Consider the following 22946-nt stretch of genomic DNA (forward strand, 5'->3'; position numbering starts at 1 on the left):
CCCCTGTCTCACGAGAGTCAGCGCGCGAGACGCGCCTCGACGGCGTGCTCGCCGACCGCCAGGTCGACGGTCGCCGAGCCCGCGCCGCAGCGCGCCTCGTACCGGCCGGCGAAGCCCTCGACCTCTATCCGACCCTCGGCGTCGGTGCGCGCCGGCGCCGGGTCCGTCCACCACGCGCCGCGCACCAGCGACCGCAGCGCGTCGTAGGCCGGCTTCGGCGTGCCGTCCGCGCGCACCAGCCCCGCCGGCGCGCCCAGCCACGCGCCGCCGTCGCCCATCCCCCAGTAGGTGATCGACTCGACTGCCGGGTGGGACACGAGCGTCATGTAGTGCCGCACCACGTCCTGGGCCTGGCGCGCCTCGCCCTCCGGCATGGAGGGCCACTCGGCGGGCTGGAAGTCGTTGAGGTCCACGACGTCGGGCGGCATGAGGTCGCCCGAGACGAGCGTCGTCTCCGTCCAGTGCAGCGGCAGCCCGAACCGGGCGAACCGATCGCAGATCTCCAGGAGCTCGTCGGCGCCGCGGGCGCCCTGGTGCATGTGCGACTGCAGCCCGATCGCGTCGATCCGCACCCCGGCCTCGAGCAGCTCCTCGATCAGCCGCTCGTACTCGGCGCCCAGGTCGAAGTCGTTGACGAGCAGCCGCGGCGACGTGCCCTGGGCGCGCGCCTCGTCCACCGCCAACCGCACCATCTCGACGCGCCCGAGGCGGGCGCACAGCCGGCTGACCGCGTTGGGGACGCCGTCCGGCTCGTTGTCGAACCGCGGCATGATCACCACCTCGTTGATGGCGTCCCATGTGTCGATCAGACCCGCGAGGTCGCGCACCTCCCGGCGCACGCGGCCGCGCAGCAGACGCTCGGCCTCGTCCAGCGGCAGACGGTCGACCCACGGCGCCTTGACGGTGTGCCACACCAGGGGGTGCCCCTTGAGGCGCACCCCCCGGTCGGCGAGCCAGCGCGCCGCGGCCGTGAGGTCCGCGAGCGCCGTCTCCCCGGGGCGGGGCTCGTACCGCCCCCAGTAGACGGGCAGCGTCGCGGTGTCGAAGAGCCCGAGCCACAGGTCCTGGTACGCCGCGTCCGCGTCGGCCACCTCGAAGGCGGCGCAGCCGAACTCGAACGCGTGCCGCACCTGGCGCACCGTCACGTCCTGGTGCGCCAGGGGCAGGCCGTCCGACCCGCGCAGGGTCACGGTCGACCGTGTGCGGCGGTGCTCCAGACCGGTCACACGGCCCCCGCGCCGCGGCCACCGTGCCAGGCCGCCTCCGACGTGAGCGGCACGAGCGGCGGCACCTCGGGCGCGCTGGTCAGCTCGACGCGCCGGCCGGAGTCGGCGGAGTCCAGCAGGCCCGTCATGATCTCCATGACGTGCAGCCCGACGTCGCCGCCGGCGCGCGGGGCGGGCGGCGCGTCGCCGAGGCCCGCCGCGCCGACCATCTCCAGCAGCCCGACGCCGCGACCGGCGCCCTCGAACCCGGCGCTCGGAGGGAGCACCTCCCACTCACGGCCGCCGAGGGTCCGCAGCTCCACATCGCCGTCGAAGCGGTTGGGGTCCGGCACGACGAGCGACCCCTCGGTGCCGTGCACCTCGATCGGCCTGGAGTGCGAGCCCACCGCGTCGAAGCTCACCGTCACGGTGGACAGCGCACCGCTCGCGTGGCCCAGGACTCCGGTCACGTGCGTGGCGACCTGCACCGGCACGCGCTCGCCGGCGCGGGGCCCGGAGGCGATGGTGCGCTCGTCCCGCGACCGCGACGCCGCGCCCTGCACCCACGCCACGGGCCCCAGGATCTGCACCAGGCTCGTGAGGTAGTACGGGCCCATGTCCAGCAGCGGGCCGCCGCCGGGCGCGTAGTAGAAGTCGGGCTGCGGGTGCCACGCCTCGTGCCCGGGCGAGACCCACGTCGCGACGGCGGCGGTCGGCGTGCCGATCCGCCCCTCGGCGACGGCGGCCCGGGCGGTCTGCACGCCCGTGCCGAGCACGGTGTCCGGGGCGCAGCCCACGCGGGTGCCCGCCGCCTGCGCCGCGGCCATCACCTCGCGCGACGCCTCCAGGTCCACCGCGAGCGGCTTCTCGCCGTAGCGGTCGACGCCGGCCGCGGCGCAGGCCTTCGCGACGTGCGCGTGCACGCCGGGCGTCGTGAGGTCCAGCACGACCGACACCTCGTCGTCCGCGACGAGGGCGTCGAGGTCCGGGGCCACGCGCGCGCCGGGCAGCTCGGCGGCGACCGCCTCCGCCCGCGCCCGGTCCAGGTCCGTCACGGCGACGACCCGCGCCCGCGGGTGACCGGCCAGCGTGTCCAGGTACTGGCGCGAGATGACGCCGAGCCCCACGATCCCGATGCCCACCTCGCCCGACGCCTCGTTCACCGGCTCGCCCACAGCAGCCCCCTCTCCACGATCGTCCGTACGGTCGGGTTCTCGAGCACGTCCACCGAGTGCCCCGGCGTCGCGACGAACACGCGCCCCGCGCCCCACTGCCGCGTCCAGACCGCCGGCGACGTCACCGGGCGGTGCCACGGGTGCCACTCCGGCGCCGGGTGCGTCGTGGTGGCGAGGACGTCGATGAGGTCGTCGTGCAGCACCCAGTACTGCTCGGTCTCGAGCTCGACGTCGTCCAGGCCGGCGGTGACGGGGTGCTCCCGGCCGAGATCGGTGAGCTCCACCGTGTGCCGCAGGTAGTTGTCGCTCGCGTCCCCCTGCCGCAGGTGCGGCTCCTTGCCCGGGTGGGTCGCGAACTGCCCGCCCACCAGCTGCAGGTAGTCCGAGCTCGCGCGGTAGGAGTCGGCGATGCCGCCGTGCCACCCCGCCAGGCCGGTGCCCGCCTCGACCGCCGCGCGCAGCCCCTGCAGCGCGGGGCCGCTGATCTGCGACATCGTCACGCACTGCAGCACCAGGTCGGTCGCTGCCATCGTGTCGGCGTCGGCGTACACCTCGTTGTCCGTCTCGACCCGCACCTCGAACCCCTGCTCGCGCAGGAAGGGGAGGAACAGGTCCGTAGCTGCCTCGGGCTGATGGCCGTCCCATCCGCCGCGCACCACGAGCGCTCGTCGCGTCATACGTCTCCTTCGTCGTGTGTCGTCCGCCGACCCTTTCAGAGCCGAGCAAGCCCTTTCCACTCGCCGCGCTGGAGCGGGAGCACGGCGCCGTGCTTGGTGTGCGGGGGTATGTGCAGCTCGTCGTCCGGCACGGGCACCCACTCCCCCGACGCGATGTCGGTCGTGGTCAGCGCCCGGTACCCCTGCGGGGGCGTCCCGTACTGGTCCACCCACAGGTACCACCGGCGGCCGTCGTGCGTGGGGAAGACCAGCGGCCCCTCGACCGCCGGGCCGAAGCCCTGCCCGAGCCCGGTCGCGAGCGTCCGGAACGCGGGGTGGAAGAACGACGCCCCGACCTGGTGGAACACCTGCCACGACCCGGGCGCGGCGTCGTCCTGCTTCGCGAAGCGGTGCACCTGACCGCCGGCGCGCACCGCCGTCATGTCGATCACCCCGCCGGGCAGCTCCAGGTACGGCTCGGCAGGCGTGAAGCTGCGGAAGTCGCGGGTGGTGGTCGTCATGATCCGCGGCACGCACGGGCCCTCGTGCGCGGGGTCGTCCTCCACGTACAGGGCGGCCGCGAAGTGCAGCACGAAGACCCCCGTGTCCTCGTCGTAGAAGGCCTCCGGCGCCCACGCCATGCCGGCGTGCGGCGGCGCGACCGTCACGAGCCGCGGCTCCGACCACGTCAGGAGATCCGGCGAGTCCCAGACGACGACGTCCCGGCTGCCGTGCCGCCGGAACTCCTCCCAGTCCGGGCCCTCCGGCCGCCACACCCGCAGGTCCGTGGCCACGAGGTGGAACCCGGTGCCGTCCGGCCGGCGCACGACGTGCGGGTCGCGCACCCCGGTGGTGCCGGCGCGGCTCTCGAGCAACGGCTCGCCGCCGCGGAGCCGGCGCCAGCGCAGCGGGTCGTCGCCCTCGCTGAGGCTGAGGTGCACGCGCTCCCCGTGCCCGGCGCTGTCCTCCACGAAGTGCACCAGGAGATAGCCGTACGGATCGTCGGCGCGCATCGTCGGGACCCTTCTGGTTTATCGTTAATCCGCCACGACCCTGACACGGCTCCCCGGCACCGTCAAGGTCGGCACGACGGCGGCGGCGACGGCCTGGCAGGATCACCCCGGGAGGTGCCGCATGGTCACGATGAGCGACGTCGCGCGCGAGGCGGGCGTGTCGATGATGACCGTCTCCAACGTGCTCACCGGCCGCAAGCGCGTGGGCGAGCCGACGCGCGACCGGGTGCTCGCGGCGGTGGAGTCGCTGGGGTACGAGGTGAACCTCACCGCCCGCCACCTGCGCGCCGGGCGCACGGACACCGTGGCCCTCATCGTGCCGAGCTTCCACGACTACTTCGCCGAGGTCGCGGACCGGATCGCCCCGCTGATCGAGGCCGGCGGGCGGCACCTCGTGCTCGAGCGCACGAGCGCCGACGCCCGAAGCGAGATGGAGTCGCTGAGCGTCCCGCGCCTGCAGATGTACGACGGCGTCTTCCTCTCGGTGGCCGGGCTGGACGGCGACGAGCTCGACCGGGTGCCGGCCTCCGCCCCGATCGTGCTGCTGGGCGAGCGGGAGGTGCCCGCGCGGTTCGACCACGTCCGGCTCGACAACGTCGGGGGCGCCCGCCTCGCGACGGCGCACCTGCTCGAGCGCGGCGCCCGCCGGGTGCTCGCCCTCGGCGGCAGCGTCGAGCCGTCCACCGGCATGGAGTCCGACCGCCGCGCCGGCTGGGCGGAGGCGCACCGGGAGGCGGGCCTGACCCCCGACGAGGACCTGGTGGTGTCGTTGGACGACTTCACCGCCGAGGCGGCGCACCACGCGGTCGGCCGGGTGCTCGACGACGGCGTGCCGTTCGACGGCGTCTTCGCCGTCAACGACACCGCGGCGTTCGGCGCCCTCGCGGCGCTGACGGAGCGCGGCGTGAGCGTTCCCGACCAGGTCCAGCTCGCCGGGTTCGACAACCTCGACGTGTCGCGCTTCGTCCCGCCGGGGATCACCTCCGTCGACCCCGGCTACGACGTCGTGGCCGCCACCGCGGTGCGCCTGCTCGAGCGACGGATGGCGGGCAGCGACGCGCCGCGCGAGCACGTGACCACCCCGGTCCGCCTGGTGGAGCGGGGCTCGACGCGGCCCGACGTCTAGTGGGTGGAGACCGGAACCGTGTAGAGGCTCGGTGTGCAACCCAGCTCTCCGGGCTCGACGAGAACCTTGTCGAAGGCGGTGAACCGCCACGTGTGCCCGCCGTCCGGCCGCACCGCCACGATGCAGTCGCGCGCCTGGGTGACGCCCACGGCCGCGACCAGCTCGTCCGCCGCCCGCTCCGCCCGGACGACGTCGACACCCGGGAAGACTGCCCGCAGGGCCGCCTCCGCGTCCTCGGGGCCGGCTCCGTCGGGGAGCTCGTCCAGCACCTGTCGCACCTCGTCGCTCTCCTCGACGCCGAGGGACGGGAGCGGGGTCGGCGAGGGCTGCGCAGGTGACAGGTCCCCCGGGCAGTCGACCTCGTCGTAGTCGGCGATGTCGTCCGGGTCCGGCGCCCGGACCGCGTACCGCCAGCAGGTCCTCGAGCTCCCCGCGTCGCGGCCTGCGTCTCCCATGACGCTGTCGATCTGTGCGACGTCGACCGACACGGCGAGGTCGATCAGCGCCCCTTCCTGGTCGCCGGAGGACCCGTGCCAGGCCAGGGGGACTACCGAGATGGACACACCGGCGGCGACTTCCGGCAGCCGCGGCGACACGATGGCGCGGCGTTGGACGATGGCGGCCGCGTCGGCGGGTTCGTCGTAGGAGGGTTCGACGTCGTCCGCGATCCCGATCGCGACGCGCTCCCCGAGCTCAGCAGCCAGTGCCTCGCCGTCGTCCGCGACGAACCCGCCGAGAGCGCCCCGCAGGACCCCGTCGGCTCTCACGGACTCGTCGACCAGGGTGTTCACGACGTAGATGGTGGCGATCGTGGGCACGACCGCGAGGAGCGCGGTCAGTCCCAGGATCTTCATGACGAGGCCGGTCTTGCGACGCGGCGGCTTGCCCTCGGCGTCGAGCACGCGACGATCCTGGCGGATCGCCGCCCCGAGCGCCAGCCTTCCGGGGGGACGGCCGCTGCCGAGCCCGGCCGGGCGCGAGCGGCGCCGCCGACAGAGAAGCTTCAGCGCGGGTCAGCTCGTGCCCCGCACCGCGACGACGTCCAGCCCGCGACGCCTCAGCAGCGCCGCGACGACACCGTCGCCGTCGGCGAGCGCGCCGGTGTGCGAGCCGTCGTAGATGCGGCCGCAGCCGCACGACGGGCTGCGCGCCTGCAGCACCGCCGTCGTGACCCCGTGGGAGGCCGCGAGATCGGCGACGGCCTCGGCGCCGCGCACGAAGGGGGCGGTCACGTCCTCCCCGTCGACCGTGCGCACCGTCGCCGCGCCGTCGAGCACGTCGTGGCCGTCCCCGCCGACGATCTCCGCGGCCGGGCGCGGGGTGTCCATGCCGCCCAGCACCTCCGCGCACGCCGGGACGGCGCGCCCCGCCTCGACGTCGGCGACGAGGGCGGCGTCCGGCTTGGCCCGGCCGTCGTACCGGCACGGCACCCCGGCGAGGCAGGCGCTGACGAGGACGGGACGCTCGGGCATGCGCCCCACGGTACGACGCCGGTCGCGGCGGGAGCACATCGCCCCAGTCCTCGGATCACTTCGCCGCGGCCGCAGGGCCGCATCGTTGCCGCACCGTCCACACCCGGGCTAGATTGACTGCAGTCATCCGATCTTTCTCCGTCCATCGCCACGAAGAGGTGCGCATGCCGACCATCACCGACGTCGAGATCACGGACGTCCGCTTCCCGACCTCCCGCACGGCCGACGGATCGGACGCCATGAACGCAGACGCCGACTACTCGGCTGTCTACGTCGTCCTGCGCACCGACGCCACGGACGCCGCGGGCGAGCCGCTGGCCGGCCACGGCCTCACGTTCACCATCGGCCGCGGCACCGACGTCGTCGCCCTCGCCGCCCGGCACCAGGCCGACCGCCTGGTGGGGCGCGACGTCGACGAGGTCGTCGGCGACATGGGCGGCGTCTACCGCGACCTCACCGCGGACAGCCAGCTGCGCTGGCTCGGCCCCGAGAAGGGCGTGGTGCACCTGTCGCTGGCCGCCGTGCTCAACGCCGCGTGGGACCTCGCCGGGCGCCGCGCCGGCAAGCCGGTCTGGCGACTGCTCGCCGACATGACGCCCGAGCAGCTGGTCGACGTCGCCGACCTGCGCTACCTGTCGGACGCCCTCACCCGCGACGAGGCGCTGGAGATCCTGCGCGCCGCCGAGCCGGGCAAGGCGGAGCGCATCGCGCACCTCGAACACCGCGGCTACCCCGCGTACACGACGTCGGCGGGCTGGCTCGGGTACGACGACGCCAAGCTGCGCCGCCTCACCCGGGAGGCCGTGGACGCCGGCTACCGGCACGTGAAGCTCAAGGTCGGCGCCCGGCTCGAGGACGACGTGCGCCGCCTCGGCATCGCGCGCGAGGAGCTCGGGCCCGACCTCACGCTGATGATCGACGCCAACCAGGTGTGGGACGTGCCCGAGGCGATCGAGTGGGTCCGCGCGCTGCGGGGGTTCGACCCGCTGTGGATCGAGGAGCCCACGTCGCCCGACGACGTCCTCGGCCACGCCGCGATCCGGGAGGCCGTCGCACCCGTGCGCGTGGCGACGGGCGAGCACTGCCACAACCGGGTGATGTTCAAGCAGCTCTTCCAGGCCGGCGCGACCGACTACTGCCAGCTCGACACCGGCCGGCTCGCCAGCCTCAACGAGATCGTCGCGGTGCTGCTGCTCGCCGCGAAGTTCGGCGTGCCCGTCTGCCCGCACGCCGGCGGCGTCGGCCTGTGCGAGATGGTGCAGCACGTGTCGGTGCTCGACTACGTCGCCGTCTCGGGGTCGCTGGACGGGCGCATCACCGAGTTCGTCGACCACCTGCACGAGCACTTCACCGACCCGTGCGTGGTGCAGGACGCCGGCGAGGGCGTGTCGTATGTCGTGCCCAGCGCGCCCGGGTACTCCACGCAGATGCGCCCGGGGTCCGTGGCGGAGTTCCGCTTCCCCGACGGCGTGGCGTGGACCGCGTGACCGTGGTGACCTGGGACACGTTGGCCCGGAACACGTTGACCTCAACAAGGGTTCAGGTCGTAGCGTGACCAGCAACGACACCAGCACCGTCGAAGGGAACGAGATGTCCGTGTACACCCTGCCCGACCTGCCGTACGACTACAGCGCCCTGGAGCCGCACATCAGCGGCAAGATCATGGAGCTGCACCACGACAAGCACCACGCGGCCTACGTCACCGGCGCCAACACGGCCCTGGAGAAGCTGGCCGAGGCCCGCGAGTCCGGCGACAACGCCGCGGTGAACCTGCACGAGAAGAACCTCGCGTTCAACCTCGGCGGCCACACCAACCACACCGTGTTCTGGAACAACCTGTCCCCCGAGGGCGGCGGTCAGCCCGAGGGCGAGCTCGCCGAGGCCATCAAGGAGTACTTCGGCGACTTCGCCAAGTTCCAGGCCCAGTTCGCTGCCGTCGCCACCGGCATCCAGGGCTCCGGCTGGGCCGTGCTCGGCTGGGACGCCATCGGCCAGCGCCTCGCCATCTTCCAGCTCTTCGACCAGCAGGCCAACGTGCCCGTCGGCATCACCCCGCTGTTCATGCTGGACATGTGGGAGCACGCCTTCTACCTCGACTACCTCAACGTCAAGGCCGACTACGTCAAGGCCGTCTGGAACATCGCCAACTGGCAGGACGTCGCCGCCCGCCTGCAGCGCGCCCGCACCCAGACCGCCGGGCTCATCGTCCCCGCCTGACGACACCCCGGTGTTGTGAGCGGGCGTTTGGCCCTGTTTCCCGACGGAAGCAGGGCCAAACGCCCGCTCACAGCGCGTCCCCCGGATTCATCAGAGGAATCGGTGCGGCCGGCGGCGAACTGGGCCATAATCCAGGGCATGTCCCGCACCGATGAGGTCGTCGCCGGCGTCCGACGGATGATCACCGACGGCGAGCTCGGGCCGGGCGACCGGCTCCCCGTGGAAAAGGACCTCGCCGACCGGCTCGGCGTCTCCCGCGGGTCGCTGCGCGAGGGCGTGCGCGCGCTCACCGTGCTCGGCGTGCTCGACACCCGGCAGGGCGACGGCACGTACGTGACCAGCCTCGACCCCGCCCGGCTCATGTCGTCCCTGCAGTTCGTCGTAGACCTGCACGGCGACACCAGCGCACGCCCGTTCCACGCCGTCCGCCGGGTGCTGGAGACCGAGGCCGCCGGGCTCGCGGCGCACCGCATCACCCCCGAGGCGCTCGAGGAGGCGCGCCTCGTCCTCGACGAGGCCGCCCGCACGCTCGCGCAGGACGAGGTCGACCACGCCGCCTTCATCGAGGCCGACACCGCCTTCCACCGGATCGTGGCCGACCAGGGCGGCAACCCCGTGGTGACCGCGCTCGTCGAGGCCATCGCCGGCCGTACGTCCCGCGAGCGCCTCTGGCGCGGCCGGCACGAGGAAGGCGCGGAGGAGCGCACCCAGCGCGACCACGAGGCCGTCTGGCGGGCGCTGGCCGCCGGCGACGCGGAGGCCGCGCGCGTGCGCATGGCCGCGCACCTCCTCGACGTCGAGGAGACGCTCCCCGGCCCCGAGGCGACCGAGTCGGACGCGAGGTAGTTCGAACCTGGCCGAGGTAGTTCCCGGACTACCTCGCGGGGGTGCGGACGCCGATCGTGAGCAGCAGGTTGGCGTAGACGCGCTGGTCGCCCGTCGCGACGAGCAGCGCGACGTCGTCCGACCGGGCGGCGTCGTAGAACGCGAAGCGGTCCAGCTCGTCCCAGCCGACGTCGGGCCCGAGCATCTCCCGGTAGCCGGTGTGGGCGGGGATCTCCTCCCCCGCGGCGACGACGTCGCCGGCCACGCCGCCGGGCACCATGACGGCGGCGGACTCGACGGGCACGGCGTCGAGCAGCACCTCGAGCACCTGGTCCACGGTCAGCAGGCCGGGCCGCAGGTTGAGGTGCACGCGCGCCGCGCCGGGGCGGGCGCCCGTGGAGTGCGGGTAGTTCGCGTCCGCCAGCAGCACCCGCGACCCGTGCCCCGCCACGGCGAGCGCCGTGACGAGGCCCGGGTGCAACAGCTCGTAGCGCAGCACGGTCAGGCCTGGGCCGTCGCAGGGACGGGGGCGTCGGCGAACGCGTGCCGCTGGCGGCCGAGGCCGTCGATCTCCACCTCGACGACGTCGCCGTCGGCGAGGTACGGGAAACGGCCGGAGAGGGCGACGCCCTCGGGCGTGCCGGTGCAGATCAGGTCGCCCGGCTCGAGCGCCATGTACTGCGACAGGTGGTGCACGATCTGGGCCACGCCCGCGATCATGTCCGCCGTCGACGAGTCCTGGCGGGGCTCGCCGTTGACCCACGACCGCAGTCGCAGGTCGCCGGCGTCCACCTCGTCGGCGGGCACCAGCGCGGGGCCGGTGGGCAGGAACGCCGGGCCGCACTTGCCCTTCGACCACTGCCCGAGGGAGTCCTCGAGCTGCCAGGTCCGCTCGCTGACGTCGTCCACCACCGTGTAGCCGGCGACGTGCTCGAGCGCCTCGTCGACGGACGACAGGTAGCTGGCGCGCTTCCCGACGACGATCGCGAGCTCGACCTCCCAGTCGACCTTGTCGGCGCCGGGCGGGATGGGCACCGTGTCGTCGGGGCCGACGACGGTGTTCGGGTGCTTGAAGAAGATGATCGGCAGGCGCGGCGGCTCCGCGCCCGACTCGCGCGCGTGCGCGGCGTAGTTCTGGCCCACGCACACGACGGCGGTCGGCCGCGCGATCGGCGCCCCGACCCGCAGGCCGTCCGCGCCCTCCAGCACGGGCAGCTCGCCCGCGGCGAGCGCGGCGCGGGTGCGGGCGACGCCGTCGGCGGCGAGGAAGCGACCGTCGAGGTCGCCTCCGGTGCCGGCCGTCAGCGGCCGCAGGTCGTAGGTCGTGCCGTCGTGGGTGACGGCGGGGATCTCCTGGCCCACCGGGCCCAGGCGGAGCAGCTGCATCGGTGTCCTCTGTTCTCTCTGGGGGGGCGCCTCGATCATGCGCCCGTATCGCTGCCCGGTCACATCCGTCCCGTCATGCGGGCGGATGTCAGGGCCGCGTCGGTCAGGCGAAGGCGTCGGGGTGGGCCTCGGGGTCGAGTAGGCCCCGACCCACGAGGTCGGTCCACAGGTCGGTGGGGACGACGGCGGCGTGCCGGTCCACGGCCTGGCGCACCTGGTCGGCGGTGCGCAGCCCGACGACGGTGCTCGCCACCGCCGGGTGCGTGCGCACGTAGGCGAGCGCGGCCTGCGGCAGCGTCACCCCGTGCTCGGCGCACGCCTCGGCGATGCGGCGGGTGCGGTCGAGCAGGGCGGCCGGGGCCTGCGCGTAGTCGTACGTCGCATCGTCCGGCACGACGTCGCGGGCCAGCAGCCCCGAGTTGTAGACCCCGGCGACGACGACGGCGGCGCCCCGCTCGGCGGCGACGGGGAGCAGGTCGGTGAGCGCGGGCTGCTCCAGCAGCGTGAACCGGCCGGCGCACATGACGACGTCCACGTCGGCCTCGGCGACGAACCGGGCGAGCATCGCCGACTGGTTCATCCCCGCCCCGATCGCGCCGACGACGCCCTGCTCGCGGAGCTCCACGAGCGCGGGGACCGCCTCCGCGAACGCCTGCTCCTCGTGGTCGTCCGGGTCGTGCAGGTACACGACGTCGACGCGGTCCAGGCCGGTGCGCTCCAGGCTCGCCTCCAGCGACCGCAGCACGCCGTCGCGGGAGAAGTCCCAGACCCGGCGCACGTCGGCGGGGACGTCGAACATGTCCGGGTCCTTGAGGTGCGCCGTCTCCGGCGACGGCACGAGCAGCCGCCCCACCTTCGTGGACACCACGTACTCGTCGCGCGGCCGCCCGGCCAGGCTCGCGCCGAGCCGCCGCTCCGACAGCCCTAGCCCGTAGTGCGGCGCGGTGTCGAAGTACCGCACGCCGGCGTCCCACGCGGCGTCGAACGCCTCCTGCGTCTCGGCGTCCGTCGTCGGCCGGTACAGGTTGCCCGCCTGCGCGGCGCCGTACCCGAGGCTCGTCAGCCGAACGTTCACGGCTGCTCCGGCGGGCGCACCCGCAGCTCGTGCATGCCGCCGTCGACGGCGAGCGCGGTGCCGGTGGTCGCGGTGGCGAGCGGGCTCGCGAGGTAGCAGACGGCGTGCGCGACGGCCTCCGGGCTCACCAGCTTCCCGGTGGGCTGGCGCGACTCGAGCGCGGCGCGCTCGGCAGCCGGGTCGGGCGCGGCGTCGAGCAGCCGGCCCACCCACGGGGTGTCCACGGTGCCGGGGTTCACGCAGGTCACGCGGATTCCCTCGCGCACGTGGTCGGCGGCCATCGCGAGGGTGAGCGCCTGCACGGCGCCCTTGCTCGCGGAGTACAGCGCGCGCTGCGGCAGCCCCGACCACGACGCGATCGACGCCGTGTTCACGACGGCCGCGTGCTCCGACGCGCGCAGGTGCGGCAGCGCCGCGCGCGTCACCCGCACGATGCCGAGCACGTTGACGTCGAGCACCCGCAGCCACTCGGCGTCGTCGTTGTCCGCCACGGTGCCCTGCGCGCCGATCCCGGCGTTGTTCACCACGACGTCGATGCCGCCCATCTCGGCGGCGGCCCCCTCGACGGCGGCGCGCACCGCGGCGTCGTCGGTGACGTCGGCGACCTGGGCGCCCGCGCCCTCGGGGACGCCGTCGCGCGTGCGGTCGATCGCGACCACCTGCGCGCCGCGGGCGAGCAGGGCGCGCACGACGGACGCGCCGATGCCGGACGCGCCCCCGGTGACGATCGCGCGGATGCCGGCGAACTCCGGCGGAAGCTGGGTGCTGCTCACGAGCTCTCCTTCGTGGTGGTGGCGGGCACGTCGATCCCGGAGGTGTCGAGCCCGTAGGTGGTGACTGCGGTGCGCCCGCGCACGGCGGCGCGCTCGTCGGCCGAGAGGGCCGCGAGCAGCTCGTCGGCGGCGGCGAGCCAGCGCCCGTAGCCGGACGCGAGCAGGCAGACGGGCCAGTCGCTGCCGAGCAGGAGGCGGTCCGGCCCGAAGACGTCGAGGGCGTGGTCGGCCACGGGGCGCAGGTCCGCGACGGTCCAGTCGTCCCACCGCGCCTCGGTGACCAGGCCCGACAGCTTCGCGACGACGTTCGGCCGGGCGGCGAGCGCCGCCAGGTCGCGACGCCAGGCATCGAGGCTGCCGCTGGCGATCGGCGGCTTGGCCAGGTGGTCGAGCACGAACGTCGTGCCGGGCAGCGCCGCCACGAGGCGCGCGCACGACGCGAGCTGGTCCGCGCGGACCACGAGGTCGAACGGCAGGCCCGCCGCGCCGACGGCGGCGATCCCGGCGTGCACGTCAGCGCGGTCGAGGTAGCCGGGGTCCGTCTCGGCCTGCACCATCGAACGGATGCCGACGAGGCGGTCGCCGCCCGGGAGCTCCCGCAGGGCGGCGAGGCGGTCCTCGAGCGCCGGGTCGAACAGGTCGGCCCACCCGACCACGCCCGCGACGCGGGCCGCGCGCCCCTCGGGCGAGGCGGCGACGTCGAGCAGGTCCTCGGTCTCGGACCAGGTGCTCACGCTCTGCACGACGACGGTGGCGTCGACGCCGTGGGCGGCGGCCGGCAGGTCGGCAGGCGTGAAGTCGGCGTCGATGGCGGCCATGCTCACCGGGTCGATCCAGTCCTGCGGGTGCCGCGCGCGGACCCACAGGTGGTGGTGCGCGTCGACGACGACGTCGGACATCCGGACTCCCTCGGCCTGCGGACTGATTCATCCAATGTATAGGCGCCTCAGCCGCTTGCGCCAGCCCCGACCGCACCGCGTATCCTCAGATCGCGCGCGCAGACGTCATATCTCTACGTGCCCGACTCGACCGGCTCGCCGCCGGACCGCCCGCTCGACGAGGAGTGATCCGCATGACCACGGCCGCCCCGCCCCTGCGCCCCGAGCGGGCCCCTGAGCAAGCCCCCGAGCAAGCATGGTTCACCGAGGCCCGCTTCGGCCTCTTCGTGCACTTCGGCCTCTACTCCGCGGCCGCCCGGCACGAGTGGGTGATGAGCTTCGAGCGCATGACCGTCGAGCAGTACGCACGCTACGCCGAGGTGTTCGACCCGGACCTGTTCGACGCGCGTGCCATCGCGCGTGCCGCCAAGGACGCCGGGATGCGGTACGTGGTGCTGACCACCAAGCACCACGACGGCTTCGCCCTGTGGGACTCCGCCGTCAGCGACTACTCCATCGCCCGCACCCGCGGACGCGACCTCGTCGCCGAGCTGGCCGAGGCCGTCCGGGAGGAGGGGCTGCGGCTCGGGCTGTACCACTCGCTCCTGGACTGGCACCACCCCGACTACGTGATCGACGCCGACCACCCGCGCCGGGACGACCCCGACGCCCACGCGCTCAACGAGGGCCGCGACATGGCCCGCTACCGGGAGTACCTGCACGCCCAGGTGCGCGAGCTGCTCACCGGGTACGGGCCGGTCGACTACGTCTTCTTCGACTTCACCGACACCCGCGACAGGCGCGGCTGGCCCGGCAAGCGCCCCGAGGACTGGGACGCCGAGGGGCTGCTCGCCATGGTGCGCGAGCTGCAGCCGCAGGCGGTGGTCAACGACCGCCTCGGCATCCCCGGCGACCTCGTCACCCCGGAGCAGTACCAGCCGGCCGAGCCGATGCGCGGCGACGACGGCGAGCTCGTCGTCTGGGAGGCGTGCCAGACCCTCAACGGCAGCTGGGGCTACGACCGGGACAACACGAAGTTCAAGGACCCGGACCTGCTGGTGCGCATGCTCGTGGACACCGTGTCCAAGGGCGGCAACCTGCTGCTCAACGTCGGCCCCGACGGGCGGGGCGCGATCCCCGCGCGCGACGCCGCCTCCCTCGCCGTCCTCGGGTCGTGGATGCGCCTGCACGAGCGCGCGATCCGCGGCGCCGGCCCCGCCGACCCGGACCTCGCCGCCGCCGTCGCGCCCGGTCTGCCGCCCGGCGTCGTGCTCACGCAGCGCGACGACCGCCTGTACCTGCACCTGTTCGCCTGGCCGTTCGGGCACGTGCACCTGCGCGGGCTCGCCGACCGGGTGCGGTACGCCCAGCTGCTGCACGACGGCTCCGAGCTGCGCACGTCGGTCTCCGACCCGGACCAGAAGGCGTGGAACACCAACCCCGGCGGGCAGCCGCCCGGCACGCTCACGCTGCACGTGCCCACCGCGCGGCCGGACGTCGCCGTGCCGGTGGTGGAGCTGTTCCTCGGCGAGGCCTGACCGCGCCGGGCCGGGCCGTCACGACTCGGCGATCTCCCGGTCCACGATCGAGACCGGGACGCGGGCGCGACGGGCGCCCGCCGCGAGCGCCGCGAGGGTCTCGGTCACCCGGTCCGCGGGGTGGACCCACAGGTCGCACAGCGCGTAGCCGTGGGTGACGTCGTCGTCCACGAGCAGGCCGCGCCGCTGCGGGCCGGTGGCGCGGGCGGCGACGTCCCGCACGTCGCGCAGCACCAGCGCGACCCGGGTGCGGGACTGCCCGCGGACGAACGTGGGCCGCAGGACGAACGGTGGCAGCCGGCCGCCAGCCGTCGTCCCCCGACGCTCCACGTCGGCCGTGACCCGCTGGTCGCGGACCACGAGGGCGGCGGAGATCTCGTCCCAGCCGAGCGCCAGGCCCCCGCGGGTGACGGCCCCGGTCTGCACGACGCCGAGGTCGATCGCGGCGGCACCCCGGCGCAGCAGCGCGGGGACGGCCTGCTGCGCGAGGATGATCCCGGCCCCGAGGGGGACGGCGGACAGGAGCACCACCAGCACCTGCACGGTGACCTCACCCTGCTTCACCGGCACGACGAGCGACTCGTCGGTGAAGAACCACCGGCCGAGCTCGCCGAAGTGCTGCGGCGCGTCCCACGCCCAGGCGTCGACGTCCGGGCTCGACCACCCCGCCCACACCTGGTGCACGTAGGCCAGCAGGGAGAGCACGACGAACGCCGCCGCCGGCAGGCCGAGCACCAGGCACACCGCCGCGCGCGTGAACAGGGTCGCCTGTCCCCGCGGGGAGGAGATCAGCGCCCCCTCGGGCGGCTCGGCGACGTCGTCGCCGGCGGGGCCAGGGTCGGGCTCGACGGTCGCAGGGAGCGCGGCGACGTCGCGCGCGCCGAGTCGGTGGTAGCCGCGGCCCGGGCGCAACCGGTCGCGGACGAGCTCGTTGCCGGCCAGGACGGTGATCCCCAGTGCGAGCAGCATCCCGACCAGGGCGAACGGGGCGACGACGAGGCCGCGCCAGCCCGACTCCTGCACCGCCACCACGACGACCACCACGCAGACCACGGCGAGCGCCAGCGCGAGGACCTTCAGGGCCACCATCGCCCACGCCTCCGCGCGCTGGCTGCCGGCACGGCGCGTCAGGTAGCTCGCGATGCGCGCGGCGTACCCGACGGGTCGCCGCGTCCCCGGGGGGATGGTCACTCGTGTCTCCTCGGCCGTCGCGACGTGAGCGACCACCCTAGCCGCGGAGCCCCCGGCGTCAGGCCGGCGCCCCCGCGACCTCCGCCAGGCGCCGCACGTCGACGGCCCAGCCGTCGGCGCCGCCCACGGCGGCGCGCATGCCCTCCCACCCCTCGCCGTGGCGGTCGAGGTGGCGGTGCTCGACGGTCACTCGCGTCGTGCCGTCGTCGACCGGAGCGAAGGACACGTGCACCTCGCTGCACCGCGCGGGGTCGTTCTCGACCTCCCAGCGGGGCGACACGTCCCAGGTGAAGACGAACCGCGCGGGGCGGTCCACGAAGAGCACGCGGGCGAAGGTGCAGCGATTCCCCGCGGCGTCCACCTCGGTGATCGTGCCGCCGGGCCGGAGCTCGACGTCCATGTCGACGACGTCGTCGAGCAGGTGGTGGGACGGGTCCCACCACCTCGACATCTGCCGGGTGAACACGTCGAAGACGTGCTCCACGGGGGCGGCGACGTCCACGGCGACGGAGACGTCAGGTCGGGTCTGAGCGGTCATGGAAGGTCTCCTCTGCGACCGAGGCGAACGTGTCGAGCGAGCGACGCCAGAACAGGTCCAGGTACTCGCGGAGCATCGCGAGCCCCTCGGGGTCGGCCCGGTAGACGCGGCGGGTGCCGACGGCCTCGTCGGTCACCAGCCGGGCGTCCTTGAGCACGCGCAGGTGCTGCGAGACGGCCGGGCGGCTCACGGGCAGCCCGGCGGCGAGCTCCCCGACCGACGACGGCCGGGCCGCGACGCGCTCGAAGATCTCGCGCCGCGTGGGGTCCGCCAGCGCGGCGAACCCAGATGTGTCAGTAGCCACTTACGGTAAGTTACGCCTGACGGAACGTGGCCACAAGACCCCGCGCGAGATCGCGCACGACCCGTGGCTATACTCGCGGCGTCGAGGCGGACTCGTGCCGCCTTGCGCTCGAAAAAAGGGCGCACGGCAGCCCGGTCGCCGGCAGTCGCCGCTGGACAGCCAGCACGTCGGACCCGGCGTCGGGACCGCACGGGACACATACGGACGCACGCCACTCATCCGTCACTGTTCCCCTGGAGGCCCCCGTGCCCACCTCGTCCAGCACCGTGTCCGCCCACGTCGCCCGCACCCTCGCCCAGCACGTCGACCACGTCTTCGGCGTCATGGGCAACGGCAACGCCTGGTTCCTCGACGACATCGAGCGCACCACGTCCGCCCGGTTCACCGCCGTCCGGCACGAGGCCGGCGGCGTCGTGGCCGCCGACGCCTACTTCCGCGCATCCGGCCGCATCGCCGCCGCGACCGTCACCTACGGCGCAGGCTTCACCAACACGCTGACGGCGCTCGCCGAGGCCGCGCAGGCCCGCGTCCCGCTGGTACTGCTCGCGGGCGACGAGCCGACGTCGGGCCCGCGCCCGTGGGACGTGGACCAGATCGCGCTGGCCGCCGCCGTCGGCGCGCGCACCTACACCGTCGGCCGCGCGGACGCCGCCGCGACCACCGTCATCGCGATCGAGCACTCGCTCACCTACCGCGTGCCCGTCGTGCTGGCCATCCCCTACGACGTCGCGGCGCTCGAGGCCGGCCCGGTCCCCGACGCGCCCGAGCCCGCCCTCCCCGGCCCGCTCGCCCCGGCCGGGCCGTTCGACGCCGCCGCGATCACCGACCTCGCGCGCGCCCTCGCCGTGGCAGAGCGGCCGCTGCTGCTCGCGGGCCGCGGCGCCTGGCTCGCGGGCGCCGGCGAGGCGCTGGGCGAGCTCGCGGAGGCCACCGGCGCCCTGACCGCGACGACGGCGCTGGGCCGCGGCGTCTTCCCCGACGGGCGGTACGACCTCGGCGTGGCCGGCGGGTTCGGCGCGGACGGCGCGATGGCGCTGGTGCGCGAGGCGGACGTCGCCGTCGTGGTGGGCGCGTCGCTCAACCAGTTCACGATGCGGTTCGGCGAGCTCTTCTCCCCCGGCACCCGCGTGGTCCAGGTGGACATCGCGCAGGCGGCGACGCACCGCCACGTCGGCTCGTTCGTCCGCGGGGACGCGGCCCTCGTGACCCGCGCGCTGCTCGACGCTCTGCGCGCCCTCGACGCCGCGCCGTCGGGCTGGCGGGACTCCGTGGGCGTCGCCGCCGCCCGCACCTACGACACCGGCCCCGCCGACGGGCTCGCCGCCGACGGACGGCTGGACCCCCGCGGCGTCGCGAGCCGCATCGGCGCGCTGCTGCCCGCCGACCGCGTCGTCGTCTCCGACGGCGGGCACTTCATCGGCTGGGCCAACATGTACTGGCCCGTGGCCTCGCCCGACCGGATGATGATGGTGGGCACCGCCTACCAGTCCATCGGTCTCGGCTTCCCCAGCGTCGCCGGCGCCGCCGCGGCCCAGCCGGACGCGACCGTCGTCCTCACCACCGGCGACGGCGGCGGCCTCATGGCCCTGGCCGACCTCGAGACCGCCGTGCGCACCGCCGGCGGCCGCGGCGTCGCCGTCGTGTGGAACGACGCCGTCTACGGCGCCGAGGTGCACGTCTACGGCCGCCAGGGCCTCGCCGAGGAGCCCATGCGCATCCCCGAGACCGACTTCGCCGCCCTCGCCGCCGCCGTCGGCGCGGAGGGCGTCGTCGTGCGCAGCCTCGCCGACCTCGACCGCCTCGGGACCTGGGCGCGCGAGCCCGTCGACCAGCGACGCTTCCTCATGCTCGACTGCCGGGTGTCGCCCACCGTCGTCGCCCCGTACCAGGAGGAGATCCTGCGGGTGAACCGCACGCGGTGACCGCCCACCTCAGGTCCGACATCGCGATGCACCCAGAGACCTGACCGCTCCGCTCCCCGGCAACGACAAGGGTCGTGCGCCCCACGGGTCGACGCATGACTCACCCGGACCGCTCGTCGTGGTCCGCCAGCGCCTGACGGAGGAGCGCTCGCGCCGACCAGCGCATGAGCCCCGCCGCTTCGTCGCGGGAGAGCCCCGCGATGTCGGTGAGCCAGACGAGTGCCTCGATCCCCACGGCCGTCCTGATCGCGAGGACGAGCCGACGCAGCGCGGCGGTCGGCAGGCTGCCCTCCAAGGGCGCGAGGGCCTGCTCGATCCAGGTGATCGCCCGACCGGTGCGGTACGGGTGGTGGGGTGGGCCGTCGCCATCGGGTTCGAGCGAGAGCCGGAGCTGCATGCGCAGCTCCGGCTCGTGCTGGAGAAGGATCGCCGTCAGCGCCTCGGTGAGGGCCTCCAGTCGAGCCTCGGGGTCGTCGGGCGGGTCGTCGGGGAGCAGCGATTCCGTGTCGATCTCGGGAAAGACGGCGAGGAGCAGCGCCCGCTGGTTCGGGAAGTAGCGGTAGGCGGTCGTCCGCGAGATCGCGGCGGTGTCGGCCACCTGCTCCACGGTCGGGGTCGGCCCCTCGGCGAGAAGCTCGCGCGCGGCCTCGACCAGCGCCCGCCGCGTGCGGGCCTTCTGCGCGGTCCGACCCGTACGCTCATATGGGATTGACATACCATGACGGTACTGTCATTCTCATATATAGGAGTCCATATAGCTCGGAGGCACATGATGCCGACCCAGACACCGCTCCTTCTCGCCGATCTGGACGGCGAGCACCTCCACTACGACGGTGGCCTGCTGACGTTCAAGGCGACCGGCAAGCAGACCGACGGCGCGATGCTCTTGTTCGAGGCCCGCATGCCGCGCGGCAAGGCGACGCCGCTCCACGTGCACCCGGACGCCGACGAGACCTTCAAGATCCTCGACGGCCGGATCCGCATCCATGTCGACGGCGTCGACGACCAGGACCTCTCCGCGGGGACCGTCTCCCTCGTGCCGCGCGGGACCTCGCACGCCTTCATGGTCGAGTCCGAGTGGGCCCACATCCTCGTCATCCTCACCCCGGCCAGCGCCGTCAGCGAGGAGTTCTTCCGGCTCGCCGGAACCCCCGCCGCAGATCCCGGCGACACACCACCACCACCCGACCCGGACCGCTTCGCAGCCGCCGTCGCGACCGCCGGGCTTCAGGTTCTCGGCCCGCCACCGTTCGCCGCACACACCGATTCCGCGGCGGTCGTCGCGAACGACCACTGACCCCCCCGCACGAGCCGGCCCGGCCGACGACCACAGTTGCGGCAGCTGCACGAACGCCGTGTGCAGGCTGGTCGAACAGCTGGCCGCAGCACGCTCCCCGGCGGGTGCGGGCGACGTCGTCGAGGTATCCCCATCGTTGTCCACAGATTCGAACAGGTGTTCGACATCGGGGTCGGGTTCTGGTTGGCTTGAGTCATGGCACAGCAGCCCGTCTCCGTCACAGCGCAGCATCCGTTGGATGCCGCGCTGGATGCCGCGTTGGATGCTGCCCTGGATGCGGCGGTGGACGCGCAGGTGGCGGTGAACGCGGCGGCGGGGCGGCGCACGGTCGCGCTGGCACGGGTCCTCGAGGCCGCGCAGGCGGCGCCTGGGGCGATGTTGGACCTGGGCGTGGAGTGGGTGTCGTCGGCGACGCCGGAGCGTCGCGGGTCGGTCGCGCATCGGGCGCTGGTCGCGGAGGTCGCGTGCGCGCTGGAGGTGAGCGAGCACGTCGCGCAGGGGTGGCTCGCGGACGCGGGCGTGCTGGCCGCCAAGGCCACGGCCACGTTGGACGCGTTGTGCGCCGGGTCGATCTCCTACCGGCATGCCGAGATGCTGGCGGACGTGGTCGCGGACCTGCCCGCGACGGCCGCGGCGCAGGTCGAGCAGGCTGTGCTGGGTCGCGCGGCCGGGTTGACGGCGGCCCGGTTCGGGGCACTCGCCCGCGCGGCGCGAGACCGGCTGCACCCGGTCCCGGCGGAGGTACGCCGGGAGGCCGCCGCGGCGCGGGCGGACGTGTGGGTCGACGACGGCAGGGACGGGATGTCCTGGCTGACCGCGCACCTGCCCACCCCCGTGGCCCGCGGTGTGCACGACCGCCTGACCCGCACCGCCACCCGCGCCAAGACGTCCGGTGACCCGCGCGGCGTCGGGCAGCTACGCGCCGCGACCCTGACCGCCCTGCTGCTCCACGACGAGAAGTCCCGTGACGACGGCGCACCTCCCTGCCCCGCTCCGGGCCGGGCGCCCGACCGAGCGACGGCAACACCAGTCGACCCCGGTCTGCCACCAGATCCCCTCCCTGATCCGCTCCTTGATCCGCTGGCCACGCTGGCGCGCAACGTGCGCCCGGTGGTGCATGTGACCGTCCCGGTCACCACGCTGACCGGCGACGGTGAATCCTCGGGGCTGTTGGACGGCACCATCCCGGTGGACGCGGAGACCGCACGCCACCTGGCCGCCCGAGCCCCGACGCTGCGGCGCATCCTGACCGACCCGGTCACCGGGGCGATGCTCACCGTGGACCGCCGCAGCTACGTCGTGCCCGCAGACCTGCGCGCCTTCCTGACCCAACGCGACCTGACCTGCCGGTTCCCCGGCTGCCGCGTGCCCGCCCGGCGTTGCGACCTCGACCACACGATCGCGTGGGCCGACGGTGGGGCCACCGACGCGACCAACCTCGCCTCGCTGTGCCGCAAGCACCACACGATCAAGCACGAGTCCCGCTGGCAGGTCGAGCAGCTCGAGGCCGGCGTGCTGGCCTGGACCTCTCCCCGCGGCCGCACCTACCTCACCACCCCCGGCACGGCCGACCACACCCTCACCCGGCTCGACACCTGGGCCGCCGAAGCCGCACACCTCACCCGCGAGGCACCACCGCCGAACGCGGCCCTGCCGGACAAGCAGGACGACAACGCCGGGCCGGCGACGGCGCCCACGTCACGCCCCGGGTCCACCCGCGCCGACGGCGACCACCCGCCGTTCTGACGAACGACTCACCCCGCGCCGGGCGGCCCGTCCAGCACGGTGGGCGCGTACTCGAGCAGCGTCAGCCGGCCGTCGAGGGTGCGGCTGTCCAGGAGGTCCAGCCGAACGTCGGGCCAGCCGTCGTACAGGCGGTCGTGACCGGTGGCCCCGTTGACGACGGGGAACACGACGACCCTGACCCGGTCGACGAGGCCCGCGACCAGCAGCGAGCGAGCCAGGCTCGGGCTGCCGATCGTCCGCAGGGGGACGTCGCCCTGCTTCATCTCGCGCACGGCCTCGACGGCGTCGCCGGCGACCAGCGTCGTGTTCGCCCACTCCAACGGTTCGCTGAGGGTGCTGGAGAAGACCACCTTGGGCCGGGCGGTGACCTCGGCCATCTCCTCCTCGCCGGTCTCCGCGAACTCCGCGAAGAGCCGGTAGGTCGTGGCGCCCAGCAGCGTCGTGAACTCCTGCCGACCGTCCTCCTCGAGGAACGCGAAGTAGTCCGGCCCGCCCATCCCCCACAGGCCCGGCCACCCGTCGGCGGAGCCGAAGCCGTCGAGCGAGGTGATGTAGTCGATCATCAGGTCTGCCATCGCGGGGCCTCCTCGGCCGCTGGGCTCATCCTGG

At 74.2% G+C, this 22946-nt stretch carries 24 protein-coding genes; 8 read left to right on the top strand and 16 right to left on the bottom strand.

Annotation, left to right across the window (positions count from 1 at the left end):
• Nucleotides 1-17 precede the first annotated feature (17 nt).
• Genes AAG589_RS16535 through AAG589_RS16550 form a run of 4 tightly spaced genes read right to left on the bottom strand, consistent with a single transcriptional unit; the run spans nt 18 to nt 4049 of the window.
• On the bottom strand, nt 18-1190 hold the full coding sequence (locus AAG589_RS16535; RefSeq protein ID WP_430568368.1) for an endo-1,4-beta-xylanase: 1173 nt from the start codon (nt 1188-1190) through the stop codon (nt 18-20).
• Between the two features lie 32 nt (nt 1191-1222).
• Entirely contained in the window at nt 1223-2380 is a 1158-nt protein-coding gene (locus AAG589_RS16540; RefSeq protein ID WP_430568369.1) for a Gfo/Idh/MocA family protein, read from the bottom strand.
• Complete coding sequence (locus AAG589_RS16545; RefSeq protein WP_430568370.1) at nt 2365-3057, bottom strand: ThuA domain-containing protein; 693 nt, start codon at nt 3055-3057, stop codon at nt 2365-2367. Before AAG589_RS16545 ends, AAG589_RS16540 begins: the two co-directional genes overlap by 16 nt.
• Nucleotides 3058-3092: 35 nt before the next feature.
• Nucleotides 3093-4049 carry a glycoside hydrolase family 43 protein gene (locus tag AAG589_RS16550; protein ID WP_430568371.1) on the bottom strand — a complete coding sequence of 319 codons (957 nt, stop codon included), beginning with the start codon at nt 4047-4049 and terminating at the stop codon, nt 3093-3095.
• A 121-nt stretch (nt 4050-4170) separates the two neighbouring features.
• Here AAG589_RS16550 and AAG589_RS16555 point away from each other — a divergent pair, with 121 nt between their 5' ends.
• Nucleotides 4171-5175, top strand: a complete 1005-nt coding sequence (locus tag AAG589_RS16555; protein WP_430568372.1) for a LacI family DNA-binding transcriptional regulator — start codon at nt 4171-4173, stop codon at nt 5173-5175.
• Here AAG589_RS16555 and AAG589_RS16560 read toward each other — a convergent pair.
• Complete coding sequence (locus tag AAG589_RS16560) at nt 5172-6077, bottom strand: hypothetical protein (RefSeq protein ID WP_430568373.1); 906 nt, start codon at nt 6075-6077, stop codon at nt 5172-5174. The genes AAG589_RS16555 and AAG589_RS16560 overlap by 4 nt on opposite strands.
• 111 nt (nt 6078-6188) lie before the next feature.
• The gene (locus AAG589_RS16565) at nt 6189-6647 is read right to left on the bottom strand and encodes a DUF523 domain-containing protein (protein ID WP_430568374.1); all 459 of its coding nucleotides are present in this window, start codon (nt 6645-6647) and stop codon (nt 6189-6191) included.
• 164 nt (nt 6648-6811) lie between these two features.
• On the opposite strand from AAG589_RS16565, the gene AAG589_RS16570 reads away from it, so the two are divergent.
• The 3 genes from AAG589_RS16570 (at nt 6812) to AAG589_RS16580 (ending at nt 9710) form a co-directional block, all read left to right on the top strand.
• A complete protein-coding gene (locus AAG589_RS16570) occupies nt 6812-8134 on the top strand; it encodes an enolase C-terminal domain-like protein (protein ID WP_430568375.1) in 1323 nt (440 codons plus the stop codon).
• Nucleotides 8135-8237: 103 nt separating this feature from the next.
• Complete coding sequence (locus tag AAG589_RS16575) at nt 8238-8864, top strand: superoxide dismutase (protein ID WP_430568703.1); 627 nt, start codon at nt 8238-8240, stop codon at nt 8862-8864.
• Nucleotides 8865-9002: 138 nt separating this feature from the next.
• The gene (locus tag AAG589_RS16580; protein ID WP_430568376.1) at nt 9003-9710 is read left to right on the top strand and encodes a FadR/GntR family transcriptional regulator; all 708 of its coding nucleotides are present in this window, start codon (nt 9003-9005) and stop codon (nt 9708-9710) included.
• A gap of 28 nt (nt 9711-9738) precedes the next feature.
• Here the strand turns inward: AAG589_RS16580 and AAG589_RS16585 are convergent, their stop codons facing one another.
• The 5 genes from AAG589_RS16585 to AAG589_RS16605 form a co-directional block, all read right to left on the bottom strand.
• Nucleotides 9739-10188, bottom strand: a complete 450-nt coding sequence (locus AAG589_RS16585; RefSeq protein WP_430568377.1) for an RbsD/FucU family protein — start codon at nt 10186-10188, stop codon at nt 9739-9741.
• A 2-nt stretch (nt 10189-10190) separates the two neighbouring features.
• A complete protein-coding gene (locus AAG589_RS16590; protein ID WP_430568378.1) occupies nt 10191-11075 on the bottom strand; it encodes a fumarylacetoacetate hydrolase family protein in 885 nt (294 codons plus the stop codon).
• Nucleotides 11076-11178: 103 nt separating this feature from the next.
• Nucleotides 11179-12150, bottom strand: coding sequence for an aldo/keto reductase (locus AAG589_RS16595; RefSeq protein ID WP_430568379.1), 972 nt, complete (start codon nt 12148-12150; stop codon nt 11179-11181).
• Entirely contained in the window at nt 12147-12923 is a 777-nt protein-coding gene (locus tag AAG589_RS16600) for an SDR family NAD(P)-dependent oxidoreductase (RefSeq protein ID WP_430568380.1), read from the bottom strand. Before AAG589_RS16600 ends, AAG589_RS16595 begins: the two co-directional genes overlap by 4 nt.
• On the bottom strand, nt 12920-13822 hold the full coding sequence (locus AAG589_RS16605) for an amidohydrolase family protein (RefSeq protein ID WP_430568381.1): 903 nt from the start codon (nt 13820-13822) through the stop codon (nt 12920-12922). The genes AAG589_RS16600 and AAG589_RS16605 overlap by 4 nt, the downstream gene beginning before the upstream one ends.
• 173 nt (nt 13823-13995) lie before the next feature.
• Between AAG589_RS16605 and AAG589_RS16610 the strand changes: the two genes are divergently transcribed.
• Nucleotides 13996-15339, top strand: coding sequence for an alpha-L-fucosidase (locus AAG589_RS16610; protein WP_430568382.1), 1344 nt, complete (start codon nt 13996-13998; stop codon nt 15337-15339).
• 18 nt (nt 15340-15357) lie between these two features.
• Here the strand turns inward: AAG589_RS16610 and AAG589_RS16615 are convergent, their stop codons facing one another.
• From AAG589_RS16615 to AAG589_RS16625, 3 genes are read right to left on the bottom strand one after another with little or no spacing between them, the layout of a single operon-like run.
• Entirely contained in the window at nt 15358-16530 is a 1173-nt protein-coding gene (locus AAG589_RS16615) for a hypothetical protein (protein ID WP_430568383.1), read from the bottom strand.
• 58 nt (nt 16531-16588) lie between these two features.
• The gene (locus AAG589_RS16620) at nt 16589-17068 is read right to left on the bottom strand and encodes an SRPBCC domain-containing protein (RefSeq protein ID WP_430568384.1); all 480 of its coding nucleotides are present in this window, start codon (nt 17066-17068) and stop codon (nt 16589-16591) included.
• Nucleotides 17046-17372 (bottom strand): ArsR/SmtB family transcription factor, encoded by a 327-nt coding sequence (locus AAG589_RS16625; RefSeq protein ID WP_430568385.1) that lies wholly within the window; start codon nt 17370-17372, stop codon nt 17046-17048. Before AAG589_RS16625 ends, AAG589_RS16620 begins: the two co-directional genes overlap by 23 nt.
• Nucleotides 17373-17617: 245 nt before the next feature.
• Here AAG589_RS16625 and AAG589_RS16630 point away from each other — a divergent pair, with 245 nt between their 5' ends.
• The gene (locus tag AAG589_RS16630; protein WP_430568386.1) at nt 17618-19294 is read left to right on the top strand and encodes a thiamine pyrophosphate-binding protein; all 1677 of its coding nucleotides are present in this window, start codon (nt 17618-17620) and stop codon (nt 19292-19294) included.
• 100 nt (nt 19295-19394) lie between these two features.
• On the opposite strand, the gene AAG589_RS16635 is transcribed toward AAG589_RS16630, so the two are convergent.
• Complete coding sequence (locus tag AAG589_RS16635; protein WP_430568387.1) at nt 19395-20009, bottom strand: TetR/AcrR family transcriptional regulator; 615 nt, start codon at nt 20007-20009, stop codon at nt 19395-19397.
• Nucleotides 20010-20066: 57 nt separating this feature from the next.
• Here AAG589_RS16635 and AAG589_RS16640 point away from each other — a divergent pair, with 57 nt between their 5' ends.
• Nucleotides 20067-20591, top strand: coding sequence for a cupin domain-containing protein (locus AAG589_RS16640; protein ID WP_430568388.1), 525 nt, complete (start codon nt 20067-20069; stop codon nt 20589-20591).
• Nucleotides 20592-20786: 195 nt separating this feature from the next.
• A complete protein-coding gene (locus AAG589_RS16645; RefSeq protein ID WP_430568389.1) occupies nt 20787-22337 on the top strand; it encodes an HNH endonuclease signature motif containing protein in 1551 nt (516 codons plus the stop codon).
• An 8-nt stretch (nt 22338-22345) separates the two neighbouring features.
• On the opposite strand, the gene AAG589_RS16650 is transcribed toward AAG589_RS16645, so the two are convergent.
• Nucleotides 22346-22912, bottom strand: a complete 567-nt coding sequence (locus AAG589_RS16650; protein WP_430568390.1) for a dihydrofolate reductase family protein — start codon at nt 22910-22912, stop codon at nt 22346-22348.
• Nucleotides 22913-22946: the final 34 nt, after the last annotated feature.

The organism is Isoptericola sp. F-RaC21, assembly GCF_038593535.1.
Taxonomy (GTDB): domain Bacteria; phylum Actinomycetota; class Actinomycetes; order Actinomycetales; family Cellulomonadaceae; genus Isoptericola.